This is a genomic window from Streptomyces tropicalis (genome assembly GCF_029269835.1).
In the GTDB taxonomy this organism is placed as follows: Bacteria; Actinomycetota; Actinomycetes; order Streptomycetales; family Streptomycetaceae; genus Streptomyces; species Streptomyces tropicalis.
The window spans coordinates 39,674-60,832 of sequence record NZ_JARJBB010000010.1 but is presented as its reverse complement, the minus strand read 5'-3'; the positions used below and the strand labels follow the sequence as shown (position 1 = coordinate 60,832).

Annotated in this window: 23 protein-coding genes and 1 pseudogene; 8 read left to right on the top strand and 16 right to left on the bottom strand. The window is 72.7% G+C overall.

The window, feature by feature from the left end:
- Nucleotides 1-6: 6 nt before the first annotated feature.
- Nucleotides 7-471: a MarR family winged helix-turn-helix transcriptional regulator gene (locus P3H78_RS20180; RefSeq protein ID WP_276110463.1), complete on the bottom strand. Its 465-nt coding sequence runs from the start codon at nt 469-471 to the stop codon at nt 7-9.
- Nucleotides 472-615: 144 nt separating this feature from the next.
- Between P3H78_RS20180 and P3H78_RS20175 the strand changes: the two genes are divergently transcribed.
- Both P3H78_RS20175 and P3H78_RS20170 read left to right on the top strand, forming a co-directional pair.
- Nucleotides 616-1,854, top strand: a complete 1,239-nt coding sequence (locus P3H78_RS20175) for an MFS transporter (RefSeq protein WP_276110462.1) — start codon at nt 616-618, stop codon at nt 1,852-1,854.
- 91 nt (nt 1,855-1,945) lie between these two features.
- Nucleotides 1,946-2,368, top strand: a complete 423-nt coding sequence (locus P3H78_RS20170; protein ID WP_276110461.1) for a GlcG/HbpS family heme-binding protein — start codon at nt 1,946-1,948, stop codon at nt 2,366-2,368.
- Between the two features lie 112 nt (nt 2,369-2,480).
- Here P3H78_RS20170 and P3H78_RS20165 read toward each other — a convergent pair whose 3' ends face one another.
- Nucleotides 2,481-3,347 carry a GNAT family N-acetyltransferase gene (locus P3H78_RS20165; RefSeq protein WP_276110460.1) on the bottom strand — a complete coding sequence of 289 codons (867 nt, stop codon included), beginning with the start codon at nt 3,345-3,347 and terminating at the stop codon, nt 2,481-2,483.
- Nucleotides 3,348-3,632: 285 nt separating this feature from the next.
- On the opposite strand from P3H78_RS20165, the pseudogene P3H78_RS20160 reads away from it, so the two are divergent.
- Nucleotides 3,633-4,971: pseudogene (locus P3H78_RS20160) on the top strand (globin domain-containing protein).
- Nucleotides 4,972-5,007: 36 nt separating this feature from the next.
- Here the strand turns inward: P3H78_RS20160 and P3H78_RS20155 are convergent.
- From P3H78_RS20155 to P3H78_RS20135, 5 genes are all read right to left on the bottom strand, one after another.
- Nucleotides 5,008-5,490, bottom strand: a complete 483-nt coding sequence (locus tag P3H78_RS20155) for an NUDIX hydrolase (protein WP_276110459.1) — start codon at nt 5,488-5,490, stop codon at nt 5,008-5,010.
- 145 nt (nt 5,491-5,635) lie between these two features.
- The gene (locus P3H78_RS20150; RefSeq protein ID WP_276110458.1) at nt 5,636-6,541 is read right to left on the bottom strand and encodes a LysR family transcriptional regulator; all 906 of its coding nucleotides are present in this window, start codon (nt 6,539-6,541) and stop codon (nt 5,636-5,638) included.
- 223 nt (nt 6,542-6,764) lie between these two features.
- The gene (locus tag P3H78_RS20145) at nt 6,765-7,943 is read right to left on the bottom strand and encodes a cystathionine gamma-lyase (protein WP_276110457.1); all 1,179 of its coding nucleotides are present in this window, start codon (nt 7,941-7,943) and stop codon (nt 6,765-6,767) included.
- Entirely contained in the window at nt 7,940-8,431 is a 492-nt protein-coding gene (locus P3H78_RS20140; protein WP_276110456.1) for a low molecular weight protein-tyrosine-phosphatase, read from the bottom strand. Before P3H78_RS20140 ends, P3H78_RS20145 begins: the two co-directional genes overlap by 4 nt.
- A gap of 7 nt (nt 8,432-8,438) precedes the next feature.
- Complete coding sequence (locus P3H78_RS20135; RefSeq protein WP_276110455.1) at nt 8,439-8,816, bottom strand: phage holin family protein; 378 nt, start codon at nt 8,814-8,816, stop codon at nt 8,439-8,441.
- Between the two features lie 46 nt (nt 8,817-8,862).
- Between P3H78_RS20135 and P3H78_RS20130 the strand changes: the two genes are divergently transcribed.
- From P3H78_RS20130 to P3H78_RS20115, 4 genes are all read left to right on the top strand, one after another.
- On the top strand, nt 8,863-9,180 hold the full coding sequence (locus P3H78_RS20130; protein ID WP_276110454.1) for a cupin domain-containing protein: 318 nt from the start codon (nt 8,863-8,865) through the stop codon (nt 9,178-9,180).
- A gap of 179 nt (nt 9,181-9,359) precedes the next feature.
- On the top strand, nt 9,360-9,572 hold the full coding sequence (locus P3H78_RS20125; RefSeq protein ID WP_276110453.1) for a DUF5326 family protein: 213 nt from the start codon (nt 9,360-9,362) through the stop codon (nt 9,570-9,572).
- A 452-nt stretch (nt 9,573-10,024) separates the two neighbouring features.
- Nucleotides 10,025-10,789, top strand: coding sequence for an IclR family transcriptional regulator (locus P3H78_RS20120; protein ID WP_276110612.1), 765 nt, complete (start codon nt 10,025-10,027; stop codon nt 10,787-10,789).
- Between the two features lie 97 nt (nt 10,790-10,886).
- Nucleotides 10,887-11,324, top strand: coding sequence for an SsgA family sporulation/cell division regulator (locus P3H78_RS20115; RefSeq protein WP_276110452.1), 438 nt, complete (start codon nt 10,887-10,889; stop codon nt 11,322-11,324).
- 125 nt (nt 11,325-11,449) lie between these two features.
- On the opposite strand, the gene P3H78_RS20110 is transcribed toward P3H78_RS20115, so the two are convergent.
- Nucleotides 11,450-12,919, bottom strand: a complete 1,470-nt coding sequence (locus P3H78_RS20110) for a YibE/F family protein (RefSeq protein ID WP_276110451.1) — start codon at nt 12,917-12,919, stop codon at nt 11,450-11,452.
- 238 nt (nt 12,920-13,157) lie between these two features.
- Between P3H78_RS20110 and thiC the strand changes: the two genes are divergently transcribed.
- Nucleotides 13,158-14,960 (top strand): phosphomethylpyrimidine synthase ThiC, encoded by a 1,803-nt coding sequence (gene thiC, locus P3H78_RS20105; protein ID WP_276110450.1) that lies wholly within the window; start codon nt 13,158-13,160, stop codon nt 14,958-14,960.
- Between the two features lie 182 nt (nt 14,961-15,142).
- Here thiC and P3H78_RS20100 read toward each other — a convergent pair whose 3' ends face one another.
- The 8 genes from P3H78_RS20100 to P3H78_RS20065 all read right to left on the bottom strand — a co-directional run bounded on the left by P3H78_RS20100 (nt 15,143) and on the right by P3H78_RS20065 (nt 21,009).
- Nucleotides 15,143-15,562 carry a DUF4396 domain-containing protein gene (locus P3H78_RS20100; RefSeq protein WP_276110449.1) on the bottom strand — a complete coding sequence of 140 codons (420 nt, stop codon included), beginning with the start codon at nt 15,560-15,562 and terminating at the stop codon, nt 15,143-15,145.
- Between the two features lie 247 nt (nt 15,563-15,809).
- Nucleotides 15,810-16,481: a DUF305 domain-containing protein gene (locus P3H78_RS20095; RefSeq protein ID WP_276110448.1), complete on the bottom strand. Its 672-nt coding sequence runs from the start codon at nt 16,479-16,481 to the stop codon at nt 15,810-15,812.
- Nucleotides 16,482-16,583: 102 nt separating this feature from the next.
- On the bottom strand, nt 16,584-17,009 hold the full coding sequence (locus P3H78_RS20090) for a DUF6153 family protein (protein WP_276110447.1): 426 nt from the start codon (nt 17,007-17,009) through the stop codon (nt 16,584-16,586).
- An 85-nt stretch (nt 17,010-17,094) separates the two neighbouring features.
- Complete coding sequence (locus P3H78_RS20085; RefSeq protein ID WP_276110611.1) at nt 17,095-17,430, bottom strand: sulfocyanin-like copper-binding protein; 336 nt, start codon at nt 17,428-17,430, stop codon at nt 17,095-17,097.
- Nucleotides 17,431-17,699: 269 nt separating this feature from the next.
- Nucleotides 17,700-17,972, bottom strand: coding sequence for an SHOCT domain-containing protein (locus P3H78_RS20080; protein WP_276110446.1), 273 nt, complete (start codon nt 17,970-17,972; stop codon nt 17,700-17,702).
- Nucleotides 17,973-18,018: 46 nt separating this feature from the next.
- Nucleotides 18,019-18,531, bottom strand: a complete 513-nt coding sequence (locus tag P3H78_RS20075) for a hypothetical protein (protein ID WP_276110610.1) — start codon at nt 18,529-18,531, stop codon at nt 18,019-18,021.
- A gap of 499 nt (nt 18,532-19,030) precedes the next feature.
- Nucleotides 19,031-19,600: a hypothetical protein gene (locus tag P3H78_RS20070; RefSeq protein WP_276110445.1), complete on the bottom strand. Its 570-nt coding sequence runs from the start codon at nt 19,598-19,600 to the stop codon at nt 19,031-19,033.
- Nucleotides 19,601-20,133: 533 nt separating this feature from the next.
- Complete coding sequence (locus tag P3H78_RS20065; RefSeq protein ID WP_276110444.1) at nt 20,134-21,009, bottom strand: hypothetical protein; 876 nt, start codon at nt 21,007-21,009, stop codon at nt 20,134-20,136.
- Nucleotides 21,010-21,159: the final 150 nt, after the last annotated feature.

Sequence of the window (21,159 nt, the reverse complement as noted above, 5' to 3'; positions counted from 1 at the left end):
GGACCGTCAGGCGGGAGCCGGGGCGTGCAGCGACTCGACGGCCCGGACCAGCGGGGCCAGCTCCGGGGTCGTCGCCGCCGTGTCGAGCGCCTCGCGCAGCGCGGCGTCGTTGGTGGGCCGGGCCGCCTCGAGGAGCGTCAGGCCCGCCGCGGTGACGTTGGTGTAGATGCCGCGGCGGTCGGTGGGGCAGAGGTAGCGCTCCAGCAGACCGCGGTCCTCGAGCCGGGTGACCAGGCGGGTGGTGGCGCTCTGGCTGAGGACGACCGCGTCGGCCACCTGCTTCATCTGCAGATGGCCTCCCTCGCCGTCGTGCTGGCGGCTGAGCACGTCGAGCAGGGAGTACTCGCGCACGCTGAGGCCGTGCCCGGCCTGGAGAGCGCGCTCGATGTGCGCCTCGATCCTCCCGTGCAGCAGGGAGAGGGCGCACCAGCCCTGGGCGAGGGCGGTGAGCGCGGGGTCCGTCGCTGTCATGGATGTCTCCTCCGTCCCGGAGCGGTTGCTCACCAGGATAGGGCAGCCGCGAAATATCCACCGGTTGCATATAACCAGCGTCTGCAATTATTGTGGACGCACGCAAAGCGCATCTGCAATCGTCTGGGAAGGTGTATCCCCCTCATGCCTCTCGCGCTTCTGGCCCTCGCGATCGGGGCCTTCGGAATCGGCACCACCGAATTCGTGATCATGGGCCTGCTGCCCCAGGTCGCTCACGACTTCGGGGTCTCCATCCCCACCGGCGGCCTGCTGGTGACCGGCTACGCGCTGGGTGTCATGTTCGGCGCCCCGCTGATGACCGTCCTCGGCACCAGGGTCCCCCGCAAGCGGATGCTGATGATCCTGATGGCGCTCTTCATCGCCGGGAACCTGCTCTCCGCGCTGGCCCCCGCCTTCTCCGTGATGCTGGCGGGCCGGATCGTCGCCTCGCTGGCCCACGGCGCCTTCTTCGGCATCGGGTCGGTCGTCGCCGCCGACCTGGTCGCCCCGGACAAGAAGGCCGGCGCCATCGCGATGATGTTCACCGGGCTGACCGTGGCCAACGTCGTCGGTGTGCCGCTCGGCACCCTCGTGGGCCAGTCCGCGGGCTGGCGGGTCACCTTCGCCGGGGTCGCCGGACTCGGCGTCCTGGGCCTGGCCGGCATCGCCCGGCTGGTCCCCGACCTGCCCCGGCCGGAGGGCGTCCACCTGCGGCACGAGCTGGCCGCCTTCAAGAACGCCCAGGTCCTGCTGGCCATGGCGATGACGGTCCTCGGCTTCGGCGGGGTCTTCGCCGCCATCACGTACATCGCGCCGATGATGACCCGTGTCGCCGGCTTCGCCGACGGGTCCGTGACCTGGCTGCTGGTCCTCTTCGGCCTCGGCATGGTCGGCGGCAACCTCGTCGGCGGCCGGTTCGCCGACCGGGCCCTGATGCCGATGCTGTACGTCTCCCTGGGCGCCCTCGCCGTCGTCCTCGCGCTCTTCACGCTCACCGCGCACGACAAGGTCGCCGCGGCGGTCACCGTCGCCCTGATCGGCGCTCTCGGCTTCGCCACCGTCCCACCGCTGCAGAAGCGCGTCCTCGACCAGGCGCACGGCGCCCCGACGCTCGCCTCCGCGGTGAACATCGGCGCCTTCAACCTCGGCAACGCGCTGTCCGCGTGGCTCGGCGGCCTGGTCATCGCGGCCGGCCTCGGCTACACCGCGCCGAACTGGGTCGGCGCCGCACTCGCCGCGGCCGCCCTGGTCCTCGCCCTGGTGTCGTCGGCCCTGGAACGCCGGACCGCCCCGCAGGGCACCGCCGTCGCCGGATCCGCCGGGTCGCTCCCGTCCGCCGGGTCCGATGCGGCCCGGCAGCCCGCGGCCGCCGTCCGACACTGATCACGGTCCGGCGCGGGGCCGTCCCCGCACCGCACCGAGCCGCCCCCACCCCCCTCCGTGCGCAGCACGTACCCCCCGCAAGGAGTTCCCCATGAGCACCGCCACCGCCGTCACCCCGCTGACCACCGAGGACGCCGAGGCCCTCGTCGCCGCCGCCCGCCGTGCCGCGGAGGCCGCCGGGGTCACCGTCAGCGTGAGTGTCCTGGACGCCGGCGGCCACCTGCTGGCCTTCCGCCGGGACGACCGGGCCGTCCTGATCTCCGGCGAGACCAGCACCCGCAAGGCCTACACGGCCCTGCAGCTGGACACCCCCACGGCCGACCTCGTGGACGCCGTGCAGCCGGGCGGCCCCTTCCACACCCTGCCCACCGCGCTCGACCGGCCGCTGCTGTTCCTCGCGGGCGGTGTGCCCGTGCGCCGCGGGGGCCGGCTGATCGGCGCGCTCGGCGTCGGCGGCGGCGCCCCCGAGCAGGACCACGCCTTCGCGCTCGCCGCGCTGGAGACCCTGGCCTGACCGCCTCCGGCGGACGGCGCCGCCCGCGCCCCCTTCGGACGGCACGACGCCGGTCCCCGCTCCTGAGCGGGGACCGGCGTCGCGGCGTCTGCGTGCGGGCGGCCCGGTGCCCTCAGAGGGCCGCTACGGTGACCGGAGCGAACCGGCGGGTCCAGTCCCCGGGCAGCTCCGGGATCCCGTAGGTCATGACGGCGTTGCGCATGACCGGTCCCAGGCCGCGCTCCTTCAGCCAGGTCACCAGCTCTCCGTGCCGGACGTCGATGTCGGTGCGCAGCGGGCGGTCGGTGCGGGCCGCCAGCGCGGTGACGAGCGCCTGGGCCGTCTCCGTGTCCCGGGCGACCAGGGGGCCGACCACGTGGGTGTCCATGTTCGGCCAGGCCGCGGCGAAGCCGACGAGACGGTCCGCGTCCTCGGCGACGACCAGGTGGTCGGCGAAGGCCGGCAGTCGGGTGACGACGTGGGTGCGGTCGGTGCCGAGCACCTCCGCGTCCAGGCGGAGGATGCCCGCGAGGTCCTCGGCGGTGGCCGTCCGGGTCGCCACCCGCGGCGCCGGCCCGCCGGGAGTGAAGCGCCCCGACAGCATCTCCGCGCCGCCGGTGACCTCGAAGCCGAGCTCCTCGTACAGCGGCCGGCCGTACGGCGTCGCGTGCAGGGTGAGCGGGGTCGGGCCCTGTTCGGCCAGGACGTGCCGCATGAGCCGCCGGCCGACGCCTTGGCGCGTGTGCCGCTCGGCGACCAGGACCATGCCGACGGCACCCAGTTCCGGACGCTCCGGGGGCCCGTACCCGGTGACCACGCAGGCGGCGGCGAGCCCGCCGGCGGGGTCGTCGATGCCGTGTCCCGTGCCGGAGCTCAGCAGGAAGCCCCACTTGTGCTCCTCGCGCTGCCACCCCCGGTCCTCGGACAGATCGGCGCAGGCGGTCACGTCGTGCGGCGTGAGCCGGCGGATGGGCAGAGCGACGGGGTGTGGAATCGGCACGCAGGTCAGGCTGTCCGATCGGAGGCCCCGACGTCCACCGGTTTCGGCGGAGACGTACGTGCTCTCGTTCAGGGCACCGGAGTGACGCGGGCCGCGGGCGTCGCCTACGGTGGCACGTCGCCCCACTGCCGGGGCCGGGGGCCCGCCGGGGCGGCGGCCCGGCGTGGATACGGTGGTGCCGGGTACGGGATCGCACGGCGAGAACCTGCCAGTCCGGGGGAGAGTACGCGCGTCCGGCCGTGGCCGGGCGCGGACCGACCACGATGTCCGAGGCGAGGCAACAGCATGGACGCTCCGATCAGCTCGTCTGCCGGGAACGGCAGACCGGAGGAGGAAGGCAGCTGGTTCGCCCCCCGGACGGGGCCGGTGACGCCGGACGGCGGCCACGGTGGCCAGGGCAGTCACGGCGGCCGCGTCGGTCCAGGCGGCCCGGGGGCGCCCGTGCTCCCGTCCGGGGTGCCCGGTCCGCTCGCGGCGCCCCGCTCGCCCCTCCCGCCCCGGGAGCCCCCCGCGTCCGCGGACGCGGTCCGCATACGCCGGACCATGACCGAGATCGAGCCCGTGGCCGACGAGGTCACCTCGTATTTCTACGCCCTGCTCTTCGTCCGCCACCCCGAACTGCGCCCCCTGTTCCCGCCGGCCATGGACCTCCAGCGGGACCGGCTCTTCAAGGCGCTGCTCACCATGGCCGAGCGGTTCGACGACACCGACGTCCTCGCCGGGCACCTGGGCCACCTCGGCCGCGGCCACCGCAAGTACCACCCGGGCCGAGCACTACCCGGCCGTCGGCGAGTGCCTCATCGGGGCGCTGAGCGCGTACGCCGCCGCTGTCTGGGACCCGGAGACGGAGGCGGCCTGGATCCGGGCGTACACGACCGTCTCCCAGGTGATGATCGACGCCGCGGCCGCCGACGAGCTGCGGGCGCCCGCCTGGTGGCAGGCGGAGATCGTCGCGCACGAGCCCCGGACCCCGTCCGTCGCCGTCCTGACCGTCCGGCCGGACCGGCCCTATCCCTTTCTCGCCGGGCAGTACGCCGCCGTGGAGACGCCCTGGTGGCCGAGGATCTGGCGGCACTACTCCTTCGCCTCGGCGCCCCGCCCCGACGGGCTGCTGACGTTCCACGTGAAGGCGGTCCCGGCCGGCTGGGTCTCGAACGCCCTGGTGCACCGCGCCCGGCCAGGTGACGTCGTCCGGCTCGGCGGGCCGGACGGGTCGATGACGGTGGACCACTCCACCGACAGCGGCCTGCTGTGCCTGGGCGGCGGCACCGGCATCGCCCCCATCAAGGCGCTGGTCGAGGACGTCGCCGAGCACGGTGAACGCCGGCCGATGGAGGTGTTCTACGGCGCCCGCACCGACCACGACCTGTACGACATCGACACCATGCTCCGGCTCCAGCACGCGCACCCCTGGCTCTCGGTGCGCCCGGTCGTCGGCGGACCGGCGCACTCCGGGCTCCGCGACGCTGTCCGGGGCGGGGGCCCGTGGACCGAGTACGACGCCTATCTCTCCGGCCCGCCCGGCATGATCCGCAGCGGTGTGGACGCCCTGCGGGGCATCGGCGTCCCACCCGCCCGGATCCGCCACGACTCCGTCGAGGAACTCGCCACCGCCGGCTTCTGAACGGGCCCGGCCGCCGTCCGTCCGGCCTCCGGGGTGTCAGCCCAGGTCCGGGGCGTGCATGGCCCGGACGCCCTCGATGTTGCCGTCCAGGTAGTGCCGGAGCGACAGCGGGACGAGATGGACCGAGGCGATGCCGACCCGGGTGAAGGGCACCCGCACGATCTCGTACTCGCCGATGGGCTTGTCCACCTCCGGGCCGTGCCGCAGGGCGGGGTCCATGGACTCCAGACGGCAGACGAAGAAGTGCTGCACCTTCACACCGGTCGCGCCGCCGTCGTCGCCGATGTGCTCGACGGTGTCCACGAAGCACGGCACGACGTCGGTGATCTTGGCGCCGAGTTCCTCGTACACCTCGCGGTGCAGGGCGTCGACGACGGTGGTGTCCCCCGGCTCGACCCCGCCCCCGGGCGTGACCCAGTAGGGATCGACACCGGGCTTGGTGCGTTTGATCAGGATCAGGTCGTCGCCGTCGAGGAGGACGGCGCGAGCGGTGCGCTTGACCACGGGTCGGACGGTCATGGGAGAAATGTGGCCCGGCTGGTTCCACGTGAAACATCGCGGGACGTCACCGCCCGGACCTTCCCGGTGACGGCCCGCCGAAGGCCGTGCGGGACGCCCGGGGAAGCCCTTCCGGCGGCCCGTACGGGGGCCGCCCGGAGCCGGGTCAGCACCAGTCGGCCGCCGCCTGCACCAGCCACTCGTGGGCCCGCGCGATGTGCGGCATCGCCAGGGTCCCGGTGCGGGCCACCAGGAAGTACGTCCGCAGCGGCGGCACCGCCGGTTCGTGCAGGGCCACGACCTCCCCGCGCTCCAGTGCCGACGCGCACAGGTAGCGCGGCAGCACCGCCAGGCCGGCGCCCGCGACGACGCAGGCGAGGACCGCCCGCAGATCGGGGACGATCACGGTGCCGGAGGCAGTGGGACGGGAGTCGAAGACCGAGGCCCAGTAGCGGGAGACGAGCGGCAGGGACTCGTGCACCTCCACCACGGGCAGGGCGTCCAGCGCGGCGACGCCCCGGCGGCGGGGCCCGCCGCGGCCGAGCCGCTCGGCCGGTCGCCGGGCGGCGACCAGAACGTGCTCCTCGTCGCACAGCGCGGTCGCCGTGAAGAGGGCGCCGCGCGGGCGGGCGGTCCCGATGGCCAGATCGTGGTGACCGGCCGCCAGCCCCTCCAGCGTCTCCTCGGCGTTCCCGAAGGAGGCCCGCAGGGCGAAGCCGCGTCCGTCGTCGCCGGTCAACCGGGTCAGTGCGGGCAGGGCCCGCTCGGCCGTGAACTCGGGCGGCCCGGCCAGGTGGAGCGTCCGTAACGCGGACTCCTCGTCGACGCCCGACTCGGCTATCTCCATCAGGGCGTCCAGATGCGGGGCCGCCTTGTGGGCGAGTTCGTCGCCGATGGAGGTCGGCGTGACACCGCGGGCCTGCCGCAGGAACAGCGGGCGCCCCAACTGCCGCTCCAGCGTGCGGATCTGGGAGGTCACGGCCGGCTGCGACAGGCCGAGCAGGGCGGCGGCCCGAGTGAAGGACCCCGCCCGGTGCACGGTGACGAACGTCCGCAGCAACGCCAGATCCATCCCGCCCCTCTCTCGCCGCCCGTGCCACTGCCCCCGATCGCGCTCAACTATAAATATGTCGATAGGTCTCTGTCGCTCCCGTGATTGGACTCTGACGGAGAGTCAACTAGCCTTGGTCGCGCGGTTCTTCGCGCGCGGAACCGAGGACGGTCCGAGCCACGAGGGGGGAGGCTCGGACCGTCCGCCGCGCACATCCGGACACCGGCCGGCGCCCGGGACGCCGTCAGCCGGCCGACTCGTCCAGCGCCCGCAGCACGTCGGCCACGAGGTCCACCGGGTCCTCGGCGCCGACCGACAGCCGCACGAAGCCCTCCGGCACCGCGTCGCCGCCCCAGCGCCCGCGCCGCTCGGCCGTCGACCGCACGCCGCCGAAACTCGTGGCGTCGTCCACCAGCCGCAGGGCGTCCAAGAAGCGGTCGGCCCGCTCCCGCGAGGGCAGCGTGAAGGACACCACGCAGCCGAAGCGCCGCATCTGCCGGGCGGCGACCGCGTGCGAGGGGTCGTCCGGCAGACCCGGGTACCGCAGCCCCGTCACCTCGGACCGGCCGCGCAGCGCCTCGGCCACCGCCAGGGCGGTCGCGCTCTGCCGCTCCACCCGCAGCTGGAGCGTGGCGATCGAGCGGTGCGCCAGCCACGCCTCCATCGGCCCCGGGATCGCACCGACGATCTTGCGCCAGCGCCGTACGGCGCCCATGGCCCCCGCGTCCGTCCCGGCCACGTAGCCCAGGAGCACGTCCCCGTGGCCCGTCAGCTGCTTGGTGCCGCTGGCCACCGCGAAGTCCGCGCCGAGTTCCAGCGGCCGCTGGCCCAGCGGCGTGGCGAGGGTGTTGTCCACGGCGACCAGGGCACCGCGCGCGTGCGCCGCATCGGCCAGCCGCCGGATGTCGCACACGTCGAGGCCCGGGTTCGACGGGGACTCGATCCACAGCAGCCGCGCGCCGTCCAGGACGTCGAGCTGGGCGTCGCCGGCGGTCGGGGCGGTGCGCACCTCGATCCCGTACGCCTCCAGCTGGGCGCGGACCAGCGGCAGCACCTGGTAGCCGTCGCCGGGCAGGACCACGGCGTCCCCGGCCCGCAACTGGGAGAAGAGCACGGCGGAGATGGCCGCCATGCCCGACGCGAACACCAGGGTCTCGACACCGTCCCGGCCCGGCGCCTCCAGCTCCCCGACCGCGCGCTCCAGCAGCGTCCAGGTCGGGTTCTCGTCGCGTCCGTAGGCGTAGCCGCCCGTCGGGTCGCCCGGCAGGTGGAAGTGAGCGGCGAAGACCGGACCCGGCAGCGTCGGCTCGTACTTGACCGGTTCGGGAAGGCCGGCGCGGACGGCGCGGGTGCCGTCGCCGGCGGCGGGGTCGCCCGCGCCCGCGGACGTCCCGTCCTGGCCAGGGGCAAAGGAATCGTTCATGCAGCCTGTCCCTCCACGTGCTCGCGTACCGCGGCGAGCAGGCCGGGGCTCGCCTCCTCCACCATCTCAAGACATGCCCCGAAGCCGTCCGCGTCCCCGTAGTAGGGGTCCGGGACGTCGAGGTCGCCGCCCGCCGCCGGGTCGTAGGAGCGCAGCAGCCGGACCTTGGCCGCGTCCTGCCCGGTGGGGGCGAGGCGGCGCAGCGTCCTGAGATGGCCGGCGTCGAGGGCGATCACGAGGTCGATGCGGGCGAACCAGGAGGCCTGGAACTGCCGGGCGGTGTGGTCGGCACCGTAGCCGTGCTCCCGGAGCACCGCGACGGTGCGCGGGTCGGCGCCGTCGCCCTCGTGCCAGCCGTCGGTCCCGGCGCTGTCGACCTCGACCAGGCCGTCGAGCCCGGCCTCCTCCACGCGGGCGCGGAAGACCCACTCGGCCATCGGGGAGCGGCAGATGTTGCCGGTGCAGACGAAGCAGACGCGGTAGGCCATGACGCGCTCAGTCCTCGTCGGGCAGCACGATGTGCAGCGCCCAGGCGACGACCGAGACGATCAGACCGCCGACGACGGCCGTCCAGAAGCCCTCGACGTGGAAGCCCAGGTCGAGCCTGCCGCACACCCATGAGGTCAGCAGCAGCATCAGGGCGTTGACGACCAGTGTGATCAGGCCCAGCGTCAGCACGAACAACGGAAGCGTGAGGAGCTTGACGACCGGCTTGACCAGCACGTTCACCAGGCCGAAGACCAGAGCCACGGCGATCAGCGTGCCGGCCTTCCGGGCGGTGCTGCCACCGGTCAGGGTGATCTTGTCGAGCAGCCACACGGCGACGGCCAGGGCGCCCGCGTTGGCGATCGTCTTGACTACGAAATTCTTCATGTGTCTGATCGTGGCAGACGGCATAGGAGAGGATCGGGCGAGGGCGATGAAGGCATTCCGGCTGGACGACCTGGAGGCGGAGCGAGCCGCCAACGACGGCGCCTACCTGCAGTTCCTGCACGAACGGAACATGTCGGTCGGCCTCTACGCACTCGACGCGGGCGCCTTCGACCCGCAGCAGCCGCACCGGCAGGACGAGGTGTACTTCGTGGTCAGCGGCCGGGCCTCGGTCTCGGTCGGCCTGGAGACGACCGAGGTCTCCCGCGGCAGCGTCGTGTACGTCCCGGCCGGGGTCGCCCACAAGTTCCACCACATCAGCGAGGACCTGCGCGTCCTGGTGGTGTTCTCTCCCCCCGAGGCCTGAGGCCCCGCCGCCCCGGGGTTCCCTAGGGGACCGGTCAGGGACGGACAAGGGACGCGGGCCACCGCCGGGCGGCCCGCCCGCCCTAGCATCGACAGCAGACATCGAAGCGACCCGGCACCGAGGGGTCCGCGGCCCGGCAGGGCGCGGCGCCGGCCGGCGGAGAGGTAGGGACGAGGGCAATGCGAGAGATCTTCGCGGGTCTGCCGTGGTGGGTGAAGTGGGTCGCGGTGCCGGTCATCGCCCTGGTCGTCTTCGGGGGCCTGATCGCCAGCGTCATCGGATTCGTGATCGGCCTGCTGTTCAAGGTGCTGGTCTTCGTGGCACTGGTCGGCGGTCTGATCTACGTCGTGCGGCGGTTCATGTCGAGCTCCTCCTCGCACGGCGACTGGTGAGCACGGCGGGCGGCGGGCGGTGAGCCGGCCGCCGTCCGCGGGGCGGTGCGCGGGCCGCGGTGCCTGCCGCGGCGAGCGATGGGCGGACGCGGCCGGTCCACGGGCGCCGGGCGGGGTGACCGCTCAGCGGGACACGGTGACCTGTCACGGGGGAAGCGGGCCGTTCCCTCGCGGGAGGGAAGTTTCCCGCGCGGCCCGGCGATGGGCGGCGGCAGCCGGATAGGGTCCGGAAATCGACGCGGGGGCCGACCCCGCGGGCGGCGCACAACCCCCACCCGTGTCCCCGCACGGGCTGCCCCCACGCGTTCCGGGAGAGATCCTTGGCCACGGTTGACATCGCACCCGCCGCACGGCACGCCCCGCCCCGCGTGCCGTCGCCCTCCGGGCCGCGCTCCCCGGTACTGCCCGCCCAGCCCCGCTCCGCGGCCCCCGGCGAGCGGGCCGGCCCCGGCATCCCGGAGCAGCCGCAGTCCCAGACCCTCATCGGTTCGGTGCAGCGCGCGATGCGCCTGCTGGAGACGGTCGCCGGCCACGAGCACGGTGCCCCGGCCAAGCAACTGGCCCGCGAGACCGGCCTGGCCCTGCCCACCGCCTACCACCTGCTGCGCACCCTGGTCCACGAGGGCTATCTGCACCGCGACAAGGGGCTCTTCTTCCTCGGCGAGGCGGCCGAGCGGCTGAGCAGCAGCGGAGCCGCGCAGAAACGTCGCAGCGCGATCGTCGACACCCTGACGGAATGGCGCGATCTGATCGGTGCACCGGTGTACTACGCCCTGTACCGCGACGGCGAGATCGAGGTCCTCTGCGTCTCCGACACCCCGGCCCTGCCCGCGGTGCAGGAATGGGCCGACTTCCGCGAGACGGGACACGCGCACGCGGTCGGCCAGTGCCTGCTGTCCCAGCTGGACGAGACGGACCGCCGCGACCACCTCGCCCGCTACCCCGTGCAGTCCCTCACCCCGTACACCGTCCGCGACGAGCCCGCGCTGCTGCGGCGCCTGGAACGGGTCCGGAGGATGGAACCGGTGACGGAGCGGCAGGAGTACGCCCTCGGCACGGTCTGCGCGGCCGTCCCGATCACGGTGGGCACGTCGGCGGCGACCGTCGCCTTCTCCCTGCCGGCCCACCAGGCCGCCCGGCTGCTCCCCGCGGCCCGCCGGCTGCAGGCCGAGGTGGGGCGCCGGCTGGGCTCCCTCGCGCTCTCTATCAGTATCTGAAAACTCACTCCTTGTGATCTCTTGTGCACGTTCAGCAAGATGCACCAGTGTCACGGGGACGATTCCCGGCCAGTCGACGGCAGATGACGGGGTAGCGATGCGCGAGTCCGTGCAGGCAGAGGTCATGATGAGCTTTCTCGTGTCCGAGGAGCTCTCCTTCCGCATTCCGGTGGAACTGCGGTACGAGACCTGTGATCCCTACGCCGTACGGCTGACCTTCCATCTGCCCGGGGACGCCCCCGTGACCTGGGCCTTCGGGCGGGAGCTGCTGATCGACGGAGTGGCCACCCCGTGCGGGGACGGCGACGTGCGGATCTCCCCGGCCGACGGCGACGCACTCGGCGAGGTCCTGATCCGGCTTCAGGTGGGCGGCGACCGTGCGCTGTTCCGCTCCTCCGCGGCACCGCTCGTGGCGTTCCTCGACCGTACGGACAAGCTGGTGCCGCTCGGTCAGGAAGGCGCGCTGGGCGACTTCGACGCACACCTCGACGAGGCGCTGGACCGCATCCTGGCCGAGGAGCAGAGCGCGGGCTGAAGCGTTCCTGCGGTGCGCCGGGGCCGGGGTCCGGCGGTCCGAGCCGTGGCGGCCCACGGATCGCCGTCGGCGTCCGTGGCGCCGCGTCCGTGTCCGCGGCGCCCGGACGCGTGCAGGGCGCCCGGTCAGCGCCTGCGGCGCCGGCCCCGTCCCGCGCGGACCGGTGGGGGCGCCCCCACCGGGGTAGCGGCGGCACCCGGGGACGGCCGGTCGGCCGCGACCACGACCGCCGCCAGAGCGGTGGTGACCGGTACCGAGGCGACCAGGCCGATGGAGCCCACCAGCGTGCGCACGACCTCCTCGGCCACCAGCTCACTGGTGGCCACGGTCCCCACGCTGCTCTGCGCGATGGAGAAGAGCAGCAGCAGGGGCAGCGCGGCGCCCGCGTAGGCGAGGACCAGCGTGTTGACGACGGACGCGATGTGGTCCCGCCCGATGCGGATGCCCGCCCGGTACAGGCCGCGCCGGCCCATCGCCGGATTCGCCTCGTGCAGCTCCCAGACCGCCGATGTCTGGGTGACCGTCACGTCGTCGAGGACGCCCAGCGAGCCGATGATGACGCCGGCCAGCAGCAGACCGCTCATGTCGATCGACGGGTACAACCCGTGGATCAGCCCCGTGTTGTCGTCCGTGTTGCCGGTGAGCGCGGCCCAGCCGATGAACAGCGACCCCAGCATGCCGATCAGGACGAGCGAGATCAGGGTGCCGAGCACCGCGACCGAGGTGCGGGCGGACAGTCCGTGGCACATGTAGAGAGCGATCAGCATGATGGCGCCCGCCCCCACCACCGCCACCACGAGCGGATCGGCGCCCCCCAGGACGGCGGGCAGGATGAAGAAGTTCAGCACCAGGAAGCTGATGGCCAGCGCCACCAGTGCCATGACGCCCCGCATCCGCCCGACGACCACGACGGCGAGGGCGAAGAGACCGGCCAGCAGCGCCATCGGGACGTGCCGGTCGACGTCGGTGACCGCGTACTGCAGGTCCCGCGGCGCCGAGGGCTCGTAGGCGACCACGACCTTCTCGTCCCGCTGCAACTGCCGTGACTGGTCCGGCTGCACGATCTCGGTGAAGGTACGGCCCCGGTCCGATCCGGTGTCCACGCGGACCGTCGCCTTCGTGCAACGCCCCGAGGGAGGACGCCCGGTGGAGGAGCCGCCGGGAGGGGATCCCCCGGCGGCGGGATCCCCGGCCGGCGCTCCGCCGGGGACGTTCGCCGAGGAGCAGGAGACCGCGACCACCTGCGTGACCGTGGCCTTCTGGGTCTGCCGGTCGAAGCCGACCCCCGTGCGCTCGTGCGCCGGGGCGCCCCCGGGCCACAGCACCACGAGTCCGGCCACCACGGCGACGGCGAAGGGGATCAGCACGGCCGCGATCACCGTCCGCAGGCGCTTCGACGCGGGCGCGGCGGGACCGTGGCTGTGACTGTGCCCATGACCATGGCCATGGCCGGGCGCATCCTCGCCGGCCGGCCCGCGGGGGTGGTCCCGGCCGGGGCCGGGGACGTTCCCGGGTCCGCTTCCACCGCCGGGTCCGGAACCGCAGACGCACCGCGGTTCCTGAGGCGGGTAGGGGGACTGCTGTGTCGTGGTCACCGCGCGATCATCGCAACAACGACGGAGGCCCACTGTTCACCGCGCCACGGGGGACGCTAGCGTGGAGGCACCTTTTGTACACGCGGGAGCTCGGAGCACCGGGCTGAGAGGGCGCTGACCTCCGTCTGCGCGATGTTTCACGTGGAACGACGTTCCACCGGGGACACCGACCGACGGAAGCCGCTGCGTCGACCGCCGAACCTGTTACCGGGTAATGCCGGCGTAGGGAGTAGGTCTCATGACCAACAAGGACGCACGCACGCCTGCCTCCACGCAGCCCTCCAGCGGCGAGGAGGCCGGACCGTCCATCGGCTGGCACAAGGCGTACATCGGAGGCACCCGCCCCGATCTGCGCGTGCCGGTCCGTCAGGTGCACCTGACCAACGGGCAGGCGGTCACGCTGTACGACACGTCCGGCCCGTACACCGACCCCCTCGTCGAGACGGACGTCCGGCGGGGGCTGTCGCCACTGCGGGAGAACTGGATCGTGTCCCGCGGCGACACCGAGGAGTACGCGGGCCGTCCCGTCCGCCCCGAGGACGACGGGATCAAGCACACCGCGCCGCGCGGCGGACTGCGCAACCTCGACGCGGTGTTCCCGGGGCGGCCGCGACAGCCCCGCCGCGGCCGCGACGGGCGGAGGGTGACCCAGCTCGCCTACGCGCGCCGCGGCGAGATCACCCCCGAGATGGAGTTCGTGGCCCTCCGGGAGAACGTCGAACCGGAGGTGGTCCGCGAGGAGATCGCGGCGGGCCGTGCGGTGCTCCCGGCGAACGTCAACCACCCGGAGATCGAGCCGATGATCATCGGCAAGCGCTTCCTGGTGAAGGTCAACGCCAACATCGGCAACTCCGCGGTGACCTCGTCCATCGAGGAGGAGGTGGAGAAGATGACCTGGGCGACCCGCTGGGGCGCCGACACGGTCATGGACCTCTCCACCGGCCGCAACATCCACACCACCCGCGAGTGGGTGCTGCGCAACTCCCCCGTCCCCATCGGCACGGTGCCGCTCTACCAGGCACTGGAGAAGGTCGACGGCCGGGCCGAGGAGCTGACCTGGGAGATCTACAAGGACACCGTCATCGAGCAGGCCGAACAGGGCGTGGACTACATGACGGTCCACGCGGGCATCCGGCTCGCGCACGTCCCGCTCACCGCGCACCGCAAGACCGGCATCGTCTCGCGCGGCGGCTCGATCATGGCGGCCTGGTGCCTGGCGCACCACAAGGAGTCGTTCCTGTACGACAACTTCGAGGAGCTCTGCGAGATCCTCGCCGCCTACGACGTGACCTACTCGCTCGGCGACGGTCTGCGCCCGGGGTCGATCGCCGACGCCAACGACGAGGCCCAGTTCGCGGAGCTGCGCACGCTCGGCGAACTCAACCGGATCGCCCGGCGGTTCGAGGTGCAGACGATGATCGAGGGCCCGGGACACGTCCCGATGCACAAGATCAAGGAGAACATCGACCTCCAGCAGGAGATCTGCGACGAGGCACCGTTCTACACGCTGGGCCCGCTGACGACCGACGTGGCGCCGGCCTACGACCACATCACGTCCGGCATCGGCGCCGCGATGATCGCCTGGTGGGGCACCGCCATGCTCTGCTACGTCACGCCCAAGGAACACCTGGGCCTGCCGAACCGCGACGACGTGAAGACCGGTGTCATCACGTACAAGATCGCCGCGCACGCGGCCGACCTCGCCAAGGGGCACCCGGGCGCGCAGGAGTGGGACGACGCGCTGTCCGACGCCCGCTTCGAGTTCCGGTGGGAGGACCAGTTCAACCTCGCCCTGGACCCGGACACGGCACGGGAGTTCCACGACGAGACCCTCCCGGCGGAGCCCGCGAAGACGGCGCACTTCTGCTCCATGTGCGGGCCGAAGTTCTGCTCGATGAAGATCAGCCACAGCATCACAGAGCGGTTCGGCGGTGCGGCGGCCGAGGGGGCGTCCCCCGAGGAGGTCGCCGAGGGGATGCTGCAGAAGTCGAAGGAGTTCGCGGCGAACGGGAACCGGGTGTACCTGCCGATCGCCGAGTGACGAGGCGAAGGGGGCAGACCTGGAGGCCTGCCCCCTTCACCAGGTGCTCGCCCTGTAGGCAGTTGCCTCGCTACCGCCGCCGCCGACCGGACGGTACTGCCCGGAGTTCGGAGCCGGCGACATCGTTCCCGATCGCGGGCCCGAAGTGACGTGGCGGGGTGTTCCGGCCGGTTCGTCGCAGGTCAGTGGTAGGCGTGTGCGACGGCGTGGCCTTTGCCGCGGCCGATCATCCACCGGTTCACCGGCGTGGTCAGTGCGAAGGCGAGCGCAAGGGAAAGCGCGAGCGAGATCCAGAACAGGGCCTGCGACAGGCCCGCGTTCATGGCACCGGGCACGGACACCATGACGGTGTTGTCGATCAGTTCCATCACGGCGATGGACAACGTGTCCGCGGCCAGGGCGACCTTCATCGCCCGACGCACCGGGAGCCCGGCACGCAGCACGCCTCGCATGGTCAGCGCGTAGCCGAAGACGAAGGCCAGCGCGATGGAGATGACGACGGTGGCTGCGTTGTGCAGGCCGGCGGCGGTGCCGATCACCATGCCCAGGACCTCGCCGATGGCGCAGCCCGTCAGACAGTGCAGCGTGGCCTGTGCTGCCATGCGCCAGGAGGAGCCGGGCACGCGTGATCGTGATGCTGGTGGCTGTGCTCGGGAGTGCCGTGGTCCATCGCCGATTCCCCTCATCCGCTCGTGTCTCTTCCTGAACGGAGTACCCCCCGGGGGTATTCCGCTCGAGAGGGACTGCAGTGGTCGGGTACTCGGTCGGGCGCTCAGCGGCGGACAGGCCGGCCCTGCGGGTTCGGGGCAGTCGATGAAGGCCGCCCCGAGCCCGTCCCGGGTGGATCCGCTACTTGCCGAGCATCGCGTTCATCTCGGCGATCTCAGCCGACTGCGAGGTGACGATCGACTTCGCCATCGTCCTGGCCGGCCCGTAGGCGCCCTTGGCCTGCTCGGCCTTCGCCATCTCGATGGCGCCCTGGTGGTGCCTGATCATCATCTGCAGGAACGCCCTGTCGAAGGCAGCACCGGACAGACCCTTCAGCTCGGCCATGTCGGCGTCCGACATCATGCCGGACATCGACGAGTCGGAATGGGCCATGCCCGGCATGTTCTCCATGCCGGACATACCAGTGCCCGGGACCTTCGCGCCCCAGGTCCTCAGCCAGCCCGACATGGTGTTGATCTCCGGGGCCTGCGCCTGCTCGATCTTCTCGGCCAGGTCCTTGACCTGCTGGGACTTCGCTCGCGACGGGGCCAGGCCTGCCATGGACACGGCCTGCCGGTGGTGGGGGATCATCTTCTGCGCGAACGACACGTCCTGCGCGTTCTTGCCGCCCTTCGCGGCGGAAGCGGCAGCCGAGGGGCGGGCGGAGGACATGGCCCCCATGTCGTGGCCGGAGTGCCCCGACGAGGACGACGAGGAGGAGTCGCTGCTGCCGCAGGCGGCGAGTATCACCGTGGCAGTGGCGGCCGCAGTCAGTGCGGCGGTCCGGCGGATGAGGGAACGGCGAGATGCCATGAGGTACAGCTCCTTGAAGAGCCCGCGCACGTGCGCGGGTGGAACGGATCGCGAGGTGGCCCGGAGCACGCTCCCTCGAGGAGGGATGGCGTGCGGGTTCCTCTAGATCCGCAGAAGCTGCAACTCGGACAGGTCCGGCGGTGCCCGGCCGTCGGTCGTCCGTGCGGCCCACGGGCCGGAGACCTCGACGGCAGGTTCGCCCGGGGCGGAAACCAGTGAGGGCAGAAGCGCGGGCGGCACGTAGGAAGCGGCCGTACCCGCGGCCGCGCAGGTCCCGCCGGCATGGTCCATGACCATCCCGCCCTGACCGGCATCCGACAGGTGCCGGCACGAGCTGTCGTCCGCATGAGCGGACCCGGCGTGGTGCCGGGTCCCGTCGAGCGCCGTCATCATGACGTGCTGTCCCGCCGAGGGCGCCCCCGACGGCGACATCGCATGCATGCCGAGGACTCCAGCCACCACCGCCATGACGAGCAGCAGCCAGCGGGCACGGTCCACCGCGAAGCCGGGGTGCGCGCTGACCGTCATGGCCCTCATCCTACGGACGCCGGGTGCCGCGCCCACCCGGAAGGCCTCCGTTCGGGTTCGGCAGCCGCGCTGGCTCCTCCCTCGCTCAACCCGTGACGTCCAGCTCGGCGTACATGCCGGCCGCGTAGTGGCCCGGGACGTTGCACAGCAGCTCATAGCGGCCCGGCCTCAGTGTCACCGTGGTCCAGGCCGCCGCCCCGGGGGCGATGCCGTCTCCGGCGCCGCTGCCGCAGGTGCGGGACGCCTCGCCGAGACTGCCTGCTTCAGACACCCGGCCATCGGCCCCGACGGCACGTTCTCCGGCGTTCCCGGTGGCCGGCAGCGGCAACACGATCACCTCATGGGTGAGGGACCCCGCATTGACCACCCGTAGCGTCACCTTTCCCGCCGGGACCGTCGTGGGGTGGGCCACCAGACGCATCATGCCCATGCCCTGCCGGCCGGGACGACCGTTGTTCGGCCCAGGCCAGTGCGGGCCCCCCATCATGCGTCCCCTGTCCCATACGCCCACGTCGACCGCAGTTCCCGTCACGGCCGGCGGCCTGCATCGTGTGCTCCGCGCGCTCCGGAAAGGTGCGGGTCCGTGGAAGGCGCCGGACGCGGCCATCAGACCCGTGGTGGCCACGCCCAGTACCAGGGCGGCCACCGCTATGGCGATCGCCATCCACACATCGCGGCGGCGATGCGGCGTCATCGGTGCTCCCGGAGCAACCCGAGCCGGCGTCTGTACTCGTCCTCCTCGATCTCCCCGCGCGCGAACCGCTCGGCGAGCAGGTTCTCGGCACCTCGGTCCTGCCCTCCACCGTCACCCGACGTAGGCGGACCGGGCTGCTGCTGGTGGCGCGTACCGGCGAGATAGCGCACCAGCGCGACAAGTCCGACGATCAGGATGGCCCAGATCAACACCATGAACAGGGCCATCAGCAGCCAGCCGCCCCAGCCCCATCCGCCGTACCACATCATGCCGATCACTTCCCTCGGCTGATTGCCGCGTCAATGCCAGGATGGATCAGTCGGACCTCGGTCGCGCTGGGCCGAATTTCCCCGCCACTGGGCCGGATGACCCACCGCCTCGTCCCGGACCGGCCGGCAGCCGCCCCCACCGGCCGTCACAGGCTGTGCGGCCGTCGGTCCGGCCTTCTGCCGGGCGTGCGCGCTCCCGGCTCCGCCGTGGGCGACGCTCCGGAGCGTCGGGATCAGGCCGGCGGGCACGGCGCGGGACTGCCCAGCTGCCCCACCCGGCGTGGGACTCGACGGCCGGCCGGTCCCCTGGCAGGGCATCGGCGACGTCTGACGCAGGCAGGTGCAGGGGACCGTCCTCGCCGAGTTGGTTGATCCACAGCAGTACGCCGTCCGGAGCCGGCACTCGGGCGACCTCGGCAGGGAACAGCAGCATGTCGATGGCGGCGACGGCGACCTGGGCATCGGCCAGGGCGAGCGCGGCGGCATCGGCACGCACGCGGACGGGTGAGCGGCCGGCGGCGTGGCGCAGCATCTGCTCGGAGAGATCGACACTGAGCACGCGGGAGAACACGCCGAGGAGCCGTCCGGTGAAGAGACCTGTCCCTGATCCGGGTTCCAGGCAGACGCCGTCGGGGAACGGATCGCGACGGTCCAGGGCGTCACGCAGTGGTTCGTCCCGGCCCGTGGCAAGGGTGGCGTCCCACTCGGCGGCCGTCCGATCGAACTGCGCGGCGATGAACCGCGCCGTCCCGCTGTCCCAGGAACGGCGGCCGGCGGCCAGATCGCGGGCGAAGGCGGAACACCTCGGCCGTTCCCGCCGGAGGGATCGGTCTGCCGTCGAGGCCGGGCCGGATGCGAGGCAGGAAGGACGTCACGAGCCCCTGTCGGCAGACCCGTGCCGCTCCGTGGTTCGGCCCCGAGGCGGAAGACCGCTGCACCCCAGGGTGGAGCTCCCCGGAGAGGGCCGCCGCCGAGCACCGGCCGACGCCGCCGGTGTCCCGACGGCGTGCCCCATGCCGGAGCCGGGGCCTCCCCTGCTGCACCGGGGCGGGAGGTGCTCAGCGGTCGCCGGGGAGCAGGTGCTGGTGGACTTCGCGGAAGGTCCACGTGCCGTGGGCGTGCGTGAAGACCCACACCAGGTCGAAGCGGTCCGGCCAGTCGTCGGGTACGCCGGTGCCGGATGCGCCCAGGGCATCGACGATGTCCGAGATGCGGGTGTGCTGCCAGCAGATCAGCACCGGTTCGGGGGCGGCGACGGCGGCCTTGGCCAGCGCGGCCTCCTGGGACTCGGCGAAGGTCGTATCGAGCTTGATGCCCATCCGGTGGGCCAGTGGTGTCACCGTCTGCCTCATACGGTGACCGCCGGCCAGCGGCCCCTTGTCGGTGGCGGCGTAAATGGTCCTGGGACGTTTCAGGCCGGGGACAAGGGGGTGACCCTTCGGCGGATCGAACAGCCTTGGCAGCACCCGGGCCCGGGCCCATCCGCGGCGCGTGAGGGAGTGGGGATCCGGGTGGCCGTGCTCGTCGTAGCCGAGGTGGTTTCCGCCGGGCTTCTCGCCATGGCGGATGACCATGATCGTGGTTTCGACCTTCGAACCCACCAGGTGGAGGGGGTCGGAGTCGCCCACGAGGTCGCACCCCGTGAGTAGCAGCGGTACCCCCGCCAGCCCGGCCAACAGCCGACGTCGGCTCACCGCCGGTACATCGGTCTCCGTCCGCTGCTCCGCCACGCGACACCCTTCTGTACGCCGGAAATGGCCGCCCATTGCGCGGGGAACCGTACGGCCTCTTCGTAAAGGCGCCCTTCATGAAGGCACCCTTCATGCGCGAGGACGGGGACGCAGGGCACCGCGAACGGTGGGACGGACTCAGGGAAGCGACCGGCTGCGCGGACTCACGGGGGACGGCGGATGAGGTGACGCCGCAGGGGCTCCCTGCACCGCAGAGCGGTACGCCTCGGCATCCCCGCGATGTCCCGTCTCCCTGCTCCACCCTGTGCGATCAGGGTGCTCGGGTCCTCGGACTGCGTGGTCCCGGCCGGTTGCTCCGGCTCCCACGGGCGTGTGGTGATTCCTGCGGGACGACCTGGGATGCGTGGGCGGCCGACCGACCCGACGAGGACCTTGTGGAACCGGGGGCGGCCCCGTCGGTGGCGGCGGGGTCACTCCGGCTCGTGCTCCGGGCCGCCGAAGTCCGGGCTGGTGAAGTCGGGGCTGGTGTAGCTCGTACGGTGGCCCGGGGCTCCGTCGTCCGGGCTGCTGAAGCCCGGACGGGCGTAGCCGGGGCGGTCGAAGCCGAGCTGCGGCATCCGGCCGTTCGGTGCCGGGGAGCCGTCCCGGCCGGCCGCCCCGGCGCCGGGGTCGGCGAGCGCCTCGCGCAGGAACGGCAGGATGCCCCGCTCCAGCAGGGCCTCCCGCCAGGCGTCCCGCGCGCGGGCGACGTCCTGGTCCAGCCCGTCCTGGGCGTCCCCGGCCGGTGTGGGGCGGTTGCGCAGGGCCGTGAGCAGCAGTCCGACGGCGGCGACGAGGATCGCGGCCGCGGTCAGCGCCCCGAACACCCAGCCTGCAGTGATCATGGTCCGGGCGAAGGCGGGTGCCGGGTCGAGCATCCTCAGGATGTATCCGACGAGCAGGAACAGGGCCGCGGCGGTGCCGGCCAGGACGGGGGCGAGGACGGCCACGACCGCCACGGCGCCCGCGCCGGTGGTCTCGGCGACCTCGCCCACGGCGGTCGCGATGCCGATCGCGCCCGTGCCCGATTCGGCGGAGCCGGTCTCGCGGGCGGACAGCGGCGCCGCCGGACCGGGCCGCCGCGTCTCCTCGCGGATCTTCACGTAGGTCTGGTACTCGGCCGCCGCGGCCGCCGTGATCAGGGCCGTGGCGTCGAGGGCCATGGTGCGCAGCTGTTCGTGGTTGAGCCGCCGGCCGGCGGCGGGGTCCGAACGGTACGGGGCGGAGCGCAGCGCCTCGTCGAGGAGCCGCTCGTACTGCTGGCGGTCCTCGGTCAGCAGGTGCTGCGGAACGCTGTTCATGTGCATCCCCCGATGCTCCGTAGGGCTTGGGGCTCGCACGCCGGCGAGCCGTCGGGCAGAAACGGAGGGGAGCCTGCTACGGATAAGCCGATGGTAGAGCCGTGACGGCGCGCGGTGACAGGGGGTTTCCACAAATTCGGTGCCGGGCCGCGCGGC

What these genes read in the sequence shown, in the direction of transcription:
- P3H78_RS20180 (WP_276110463.1), bottom strand. Translation starts at nt 471, where the DNA reads ATGACAGCGACGGACCCCGCGCTCACCGCCCTCGCCCAGGGCTGGTGC.
- P3H78_RS20175 (WP_276110462.1), top strand. Translation starts at nt 616, where the DNA reads ATGCCTCTCGCGCTTCTGGCCCTCGCGATCGGGGCCTTCGGAATCGGC.
- P3H78_RS20170 (WP_276110461.1), top strand. Translation starts at nt 1,946, where the DNA reads ATGAGCACCGCCACCGCCGTCACCCCGCTGACCACCGAGGACGCCGAG.
- P3H78_RS20155 (WP_276110459.1), bottom strand. Translation starts at nt 5,490, where the DNA reads ATGACCGTCCGACCCGTGGTCAAGCGCACCGCTCGCGCCGTCCTCCTC.
- P3H78_RS20150 (WP_276110458.1), bottom strand. Translation starts at nt 6,541, where the DNA reads ATGGATCTGGCGTTGCTGCGGACGTTCGTCACCGTGCACCGGGCGGGG.
- P3H78_RS20145 (WP_276110457.1), bottom strand. Translation starts at nt 7,943, where the DNA reads ATGAACGATTCCTTTGCCCCTGGCCAGGACGGGACGTCCGCGGGCGCG.
- P3H78_RS20140 (WP_276110456.1), bottom strand. Translation starts at nt 8,431, where the DNA reads ATGGCCTACCGCGTCTGCTTCGTCTGCACCGGCAACATCTGCCGCTCC.
- P3H78_RS20135 (WP_276110455.1), bottom strand. Translation starts at nt 8,816, where the DNA reads ATGAAGAATTTCGTAGTCAAGACGATCGCCAACGCGGGCGCCCTGGCC.
- P3H78_RS20130 (WP_276110454.1), top strand. Translation starts at nt 8,863, where the DNA reads ATGAAGGCATTCCGGCTGGACGACCTGGAGGCGGAGCGAGCCGCCAAC.
- P3H78_RS20125 (WP_276110453.1), top strand. Translation starts at nt 9,360, where the DNA reads ATGCGAGAGATCTTCGCGGGTCTGCCGTGGTGGGTGAAGTGGGTCGCG.
- P3H78_RS20115 (WP_276110452.1), top strand. Translation starts at nt 10,887, where the DNA reads ATGCGCGAGTCCGTGCAGGCAGAGGTCATGATGAGCTTTCTCGTGTCC.
- thiC (WP_276110450.1), top strand. Translation starts at nt 13,158, where the DNA reads ATGACCAACAAGGACGCACGCACGCCTGCCTCCACGCAGCCCTCCAGC.
- P3H78_RS20100 (WP_276110449.1), bottom strand. Translation starts at nt 15,562, where the DNA reads ATGGCAGCACAGGCCACGCTGCACTGTCTGACGGGCTGCGCCATCGGC.
- P3H78_RS20095 (WP_276110448.1), bottom strand. Translation starts at nt 16,481, where the DNA reads ATGGCATCTCGCCGTTCCCTCATCCGCCGGACCGCCGCACTGACTGCG.
- P3H78_RS20090 (WP_276110447.1), bottom strand. Translation starts at nt 17,009, where the DNA reads ATGACGGTCAGCGCGCACCCCGGCTTCGCGGTGGACCGTGCCCGCTGG.
- P3H78_RS20085 (WP_276110611.1), bottom strand. Translation starts at nt 17,430, where the DNA reads ATGCGTCTGGTGGCCCACCCCACGACGGTCCCGGCGGGAAAGGTGACG.
- P3H78_RS20080 (WP_276110446.1), bottom strand. Translation starts at nt 17,972, where the DNA reads ATGATGTGGTACGGCGGATGGGGCTGGGGCGGCTGGCTGCTGATGGCC.
- P3H78_RS20065 (WP_276110444.1), bottom strand. Translation starts at nt 21,009, where the DNA reads ATGCACATGAACAGCGTTCCGCAGCACCTGCTGACCGAGGACCGCCAG.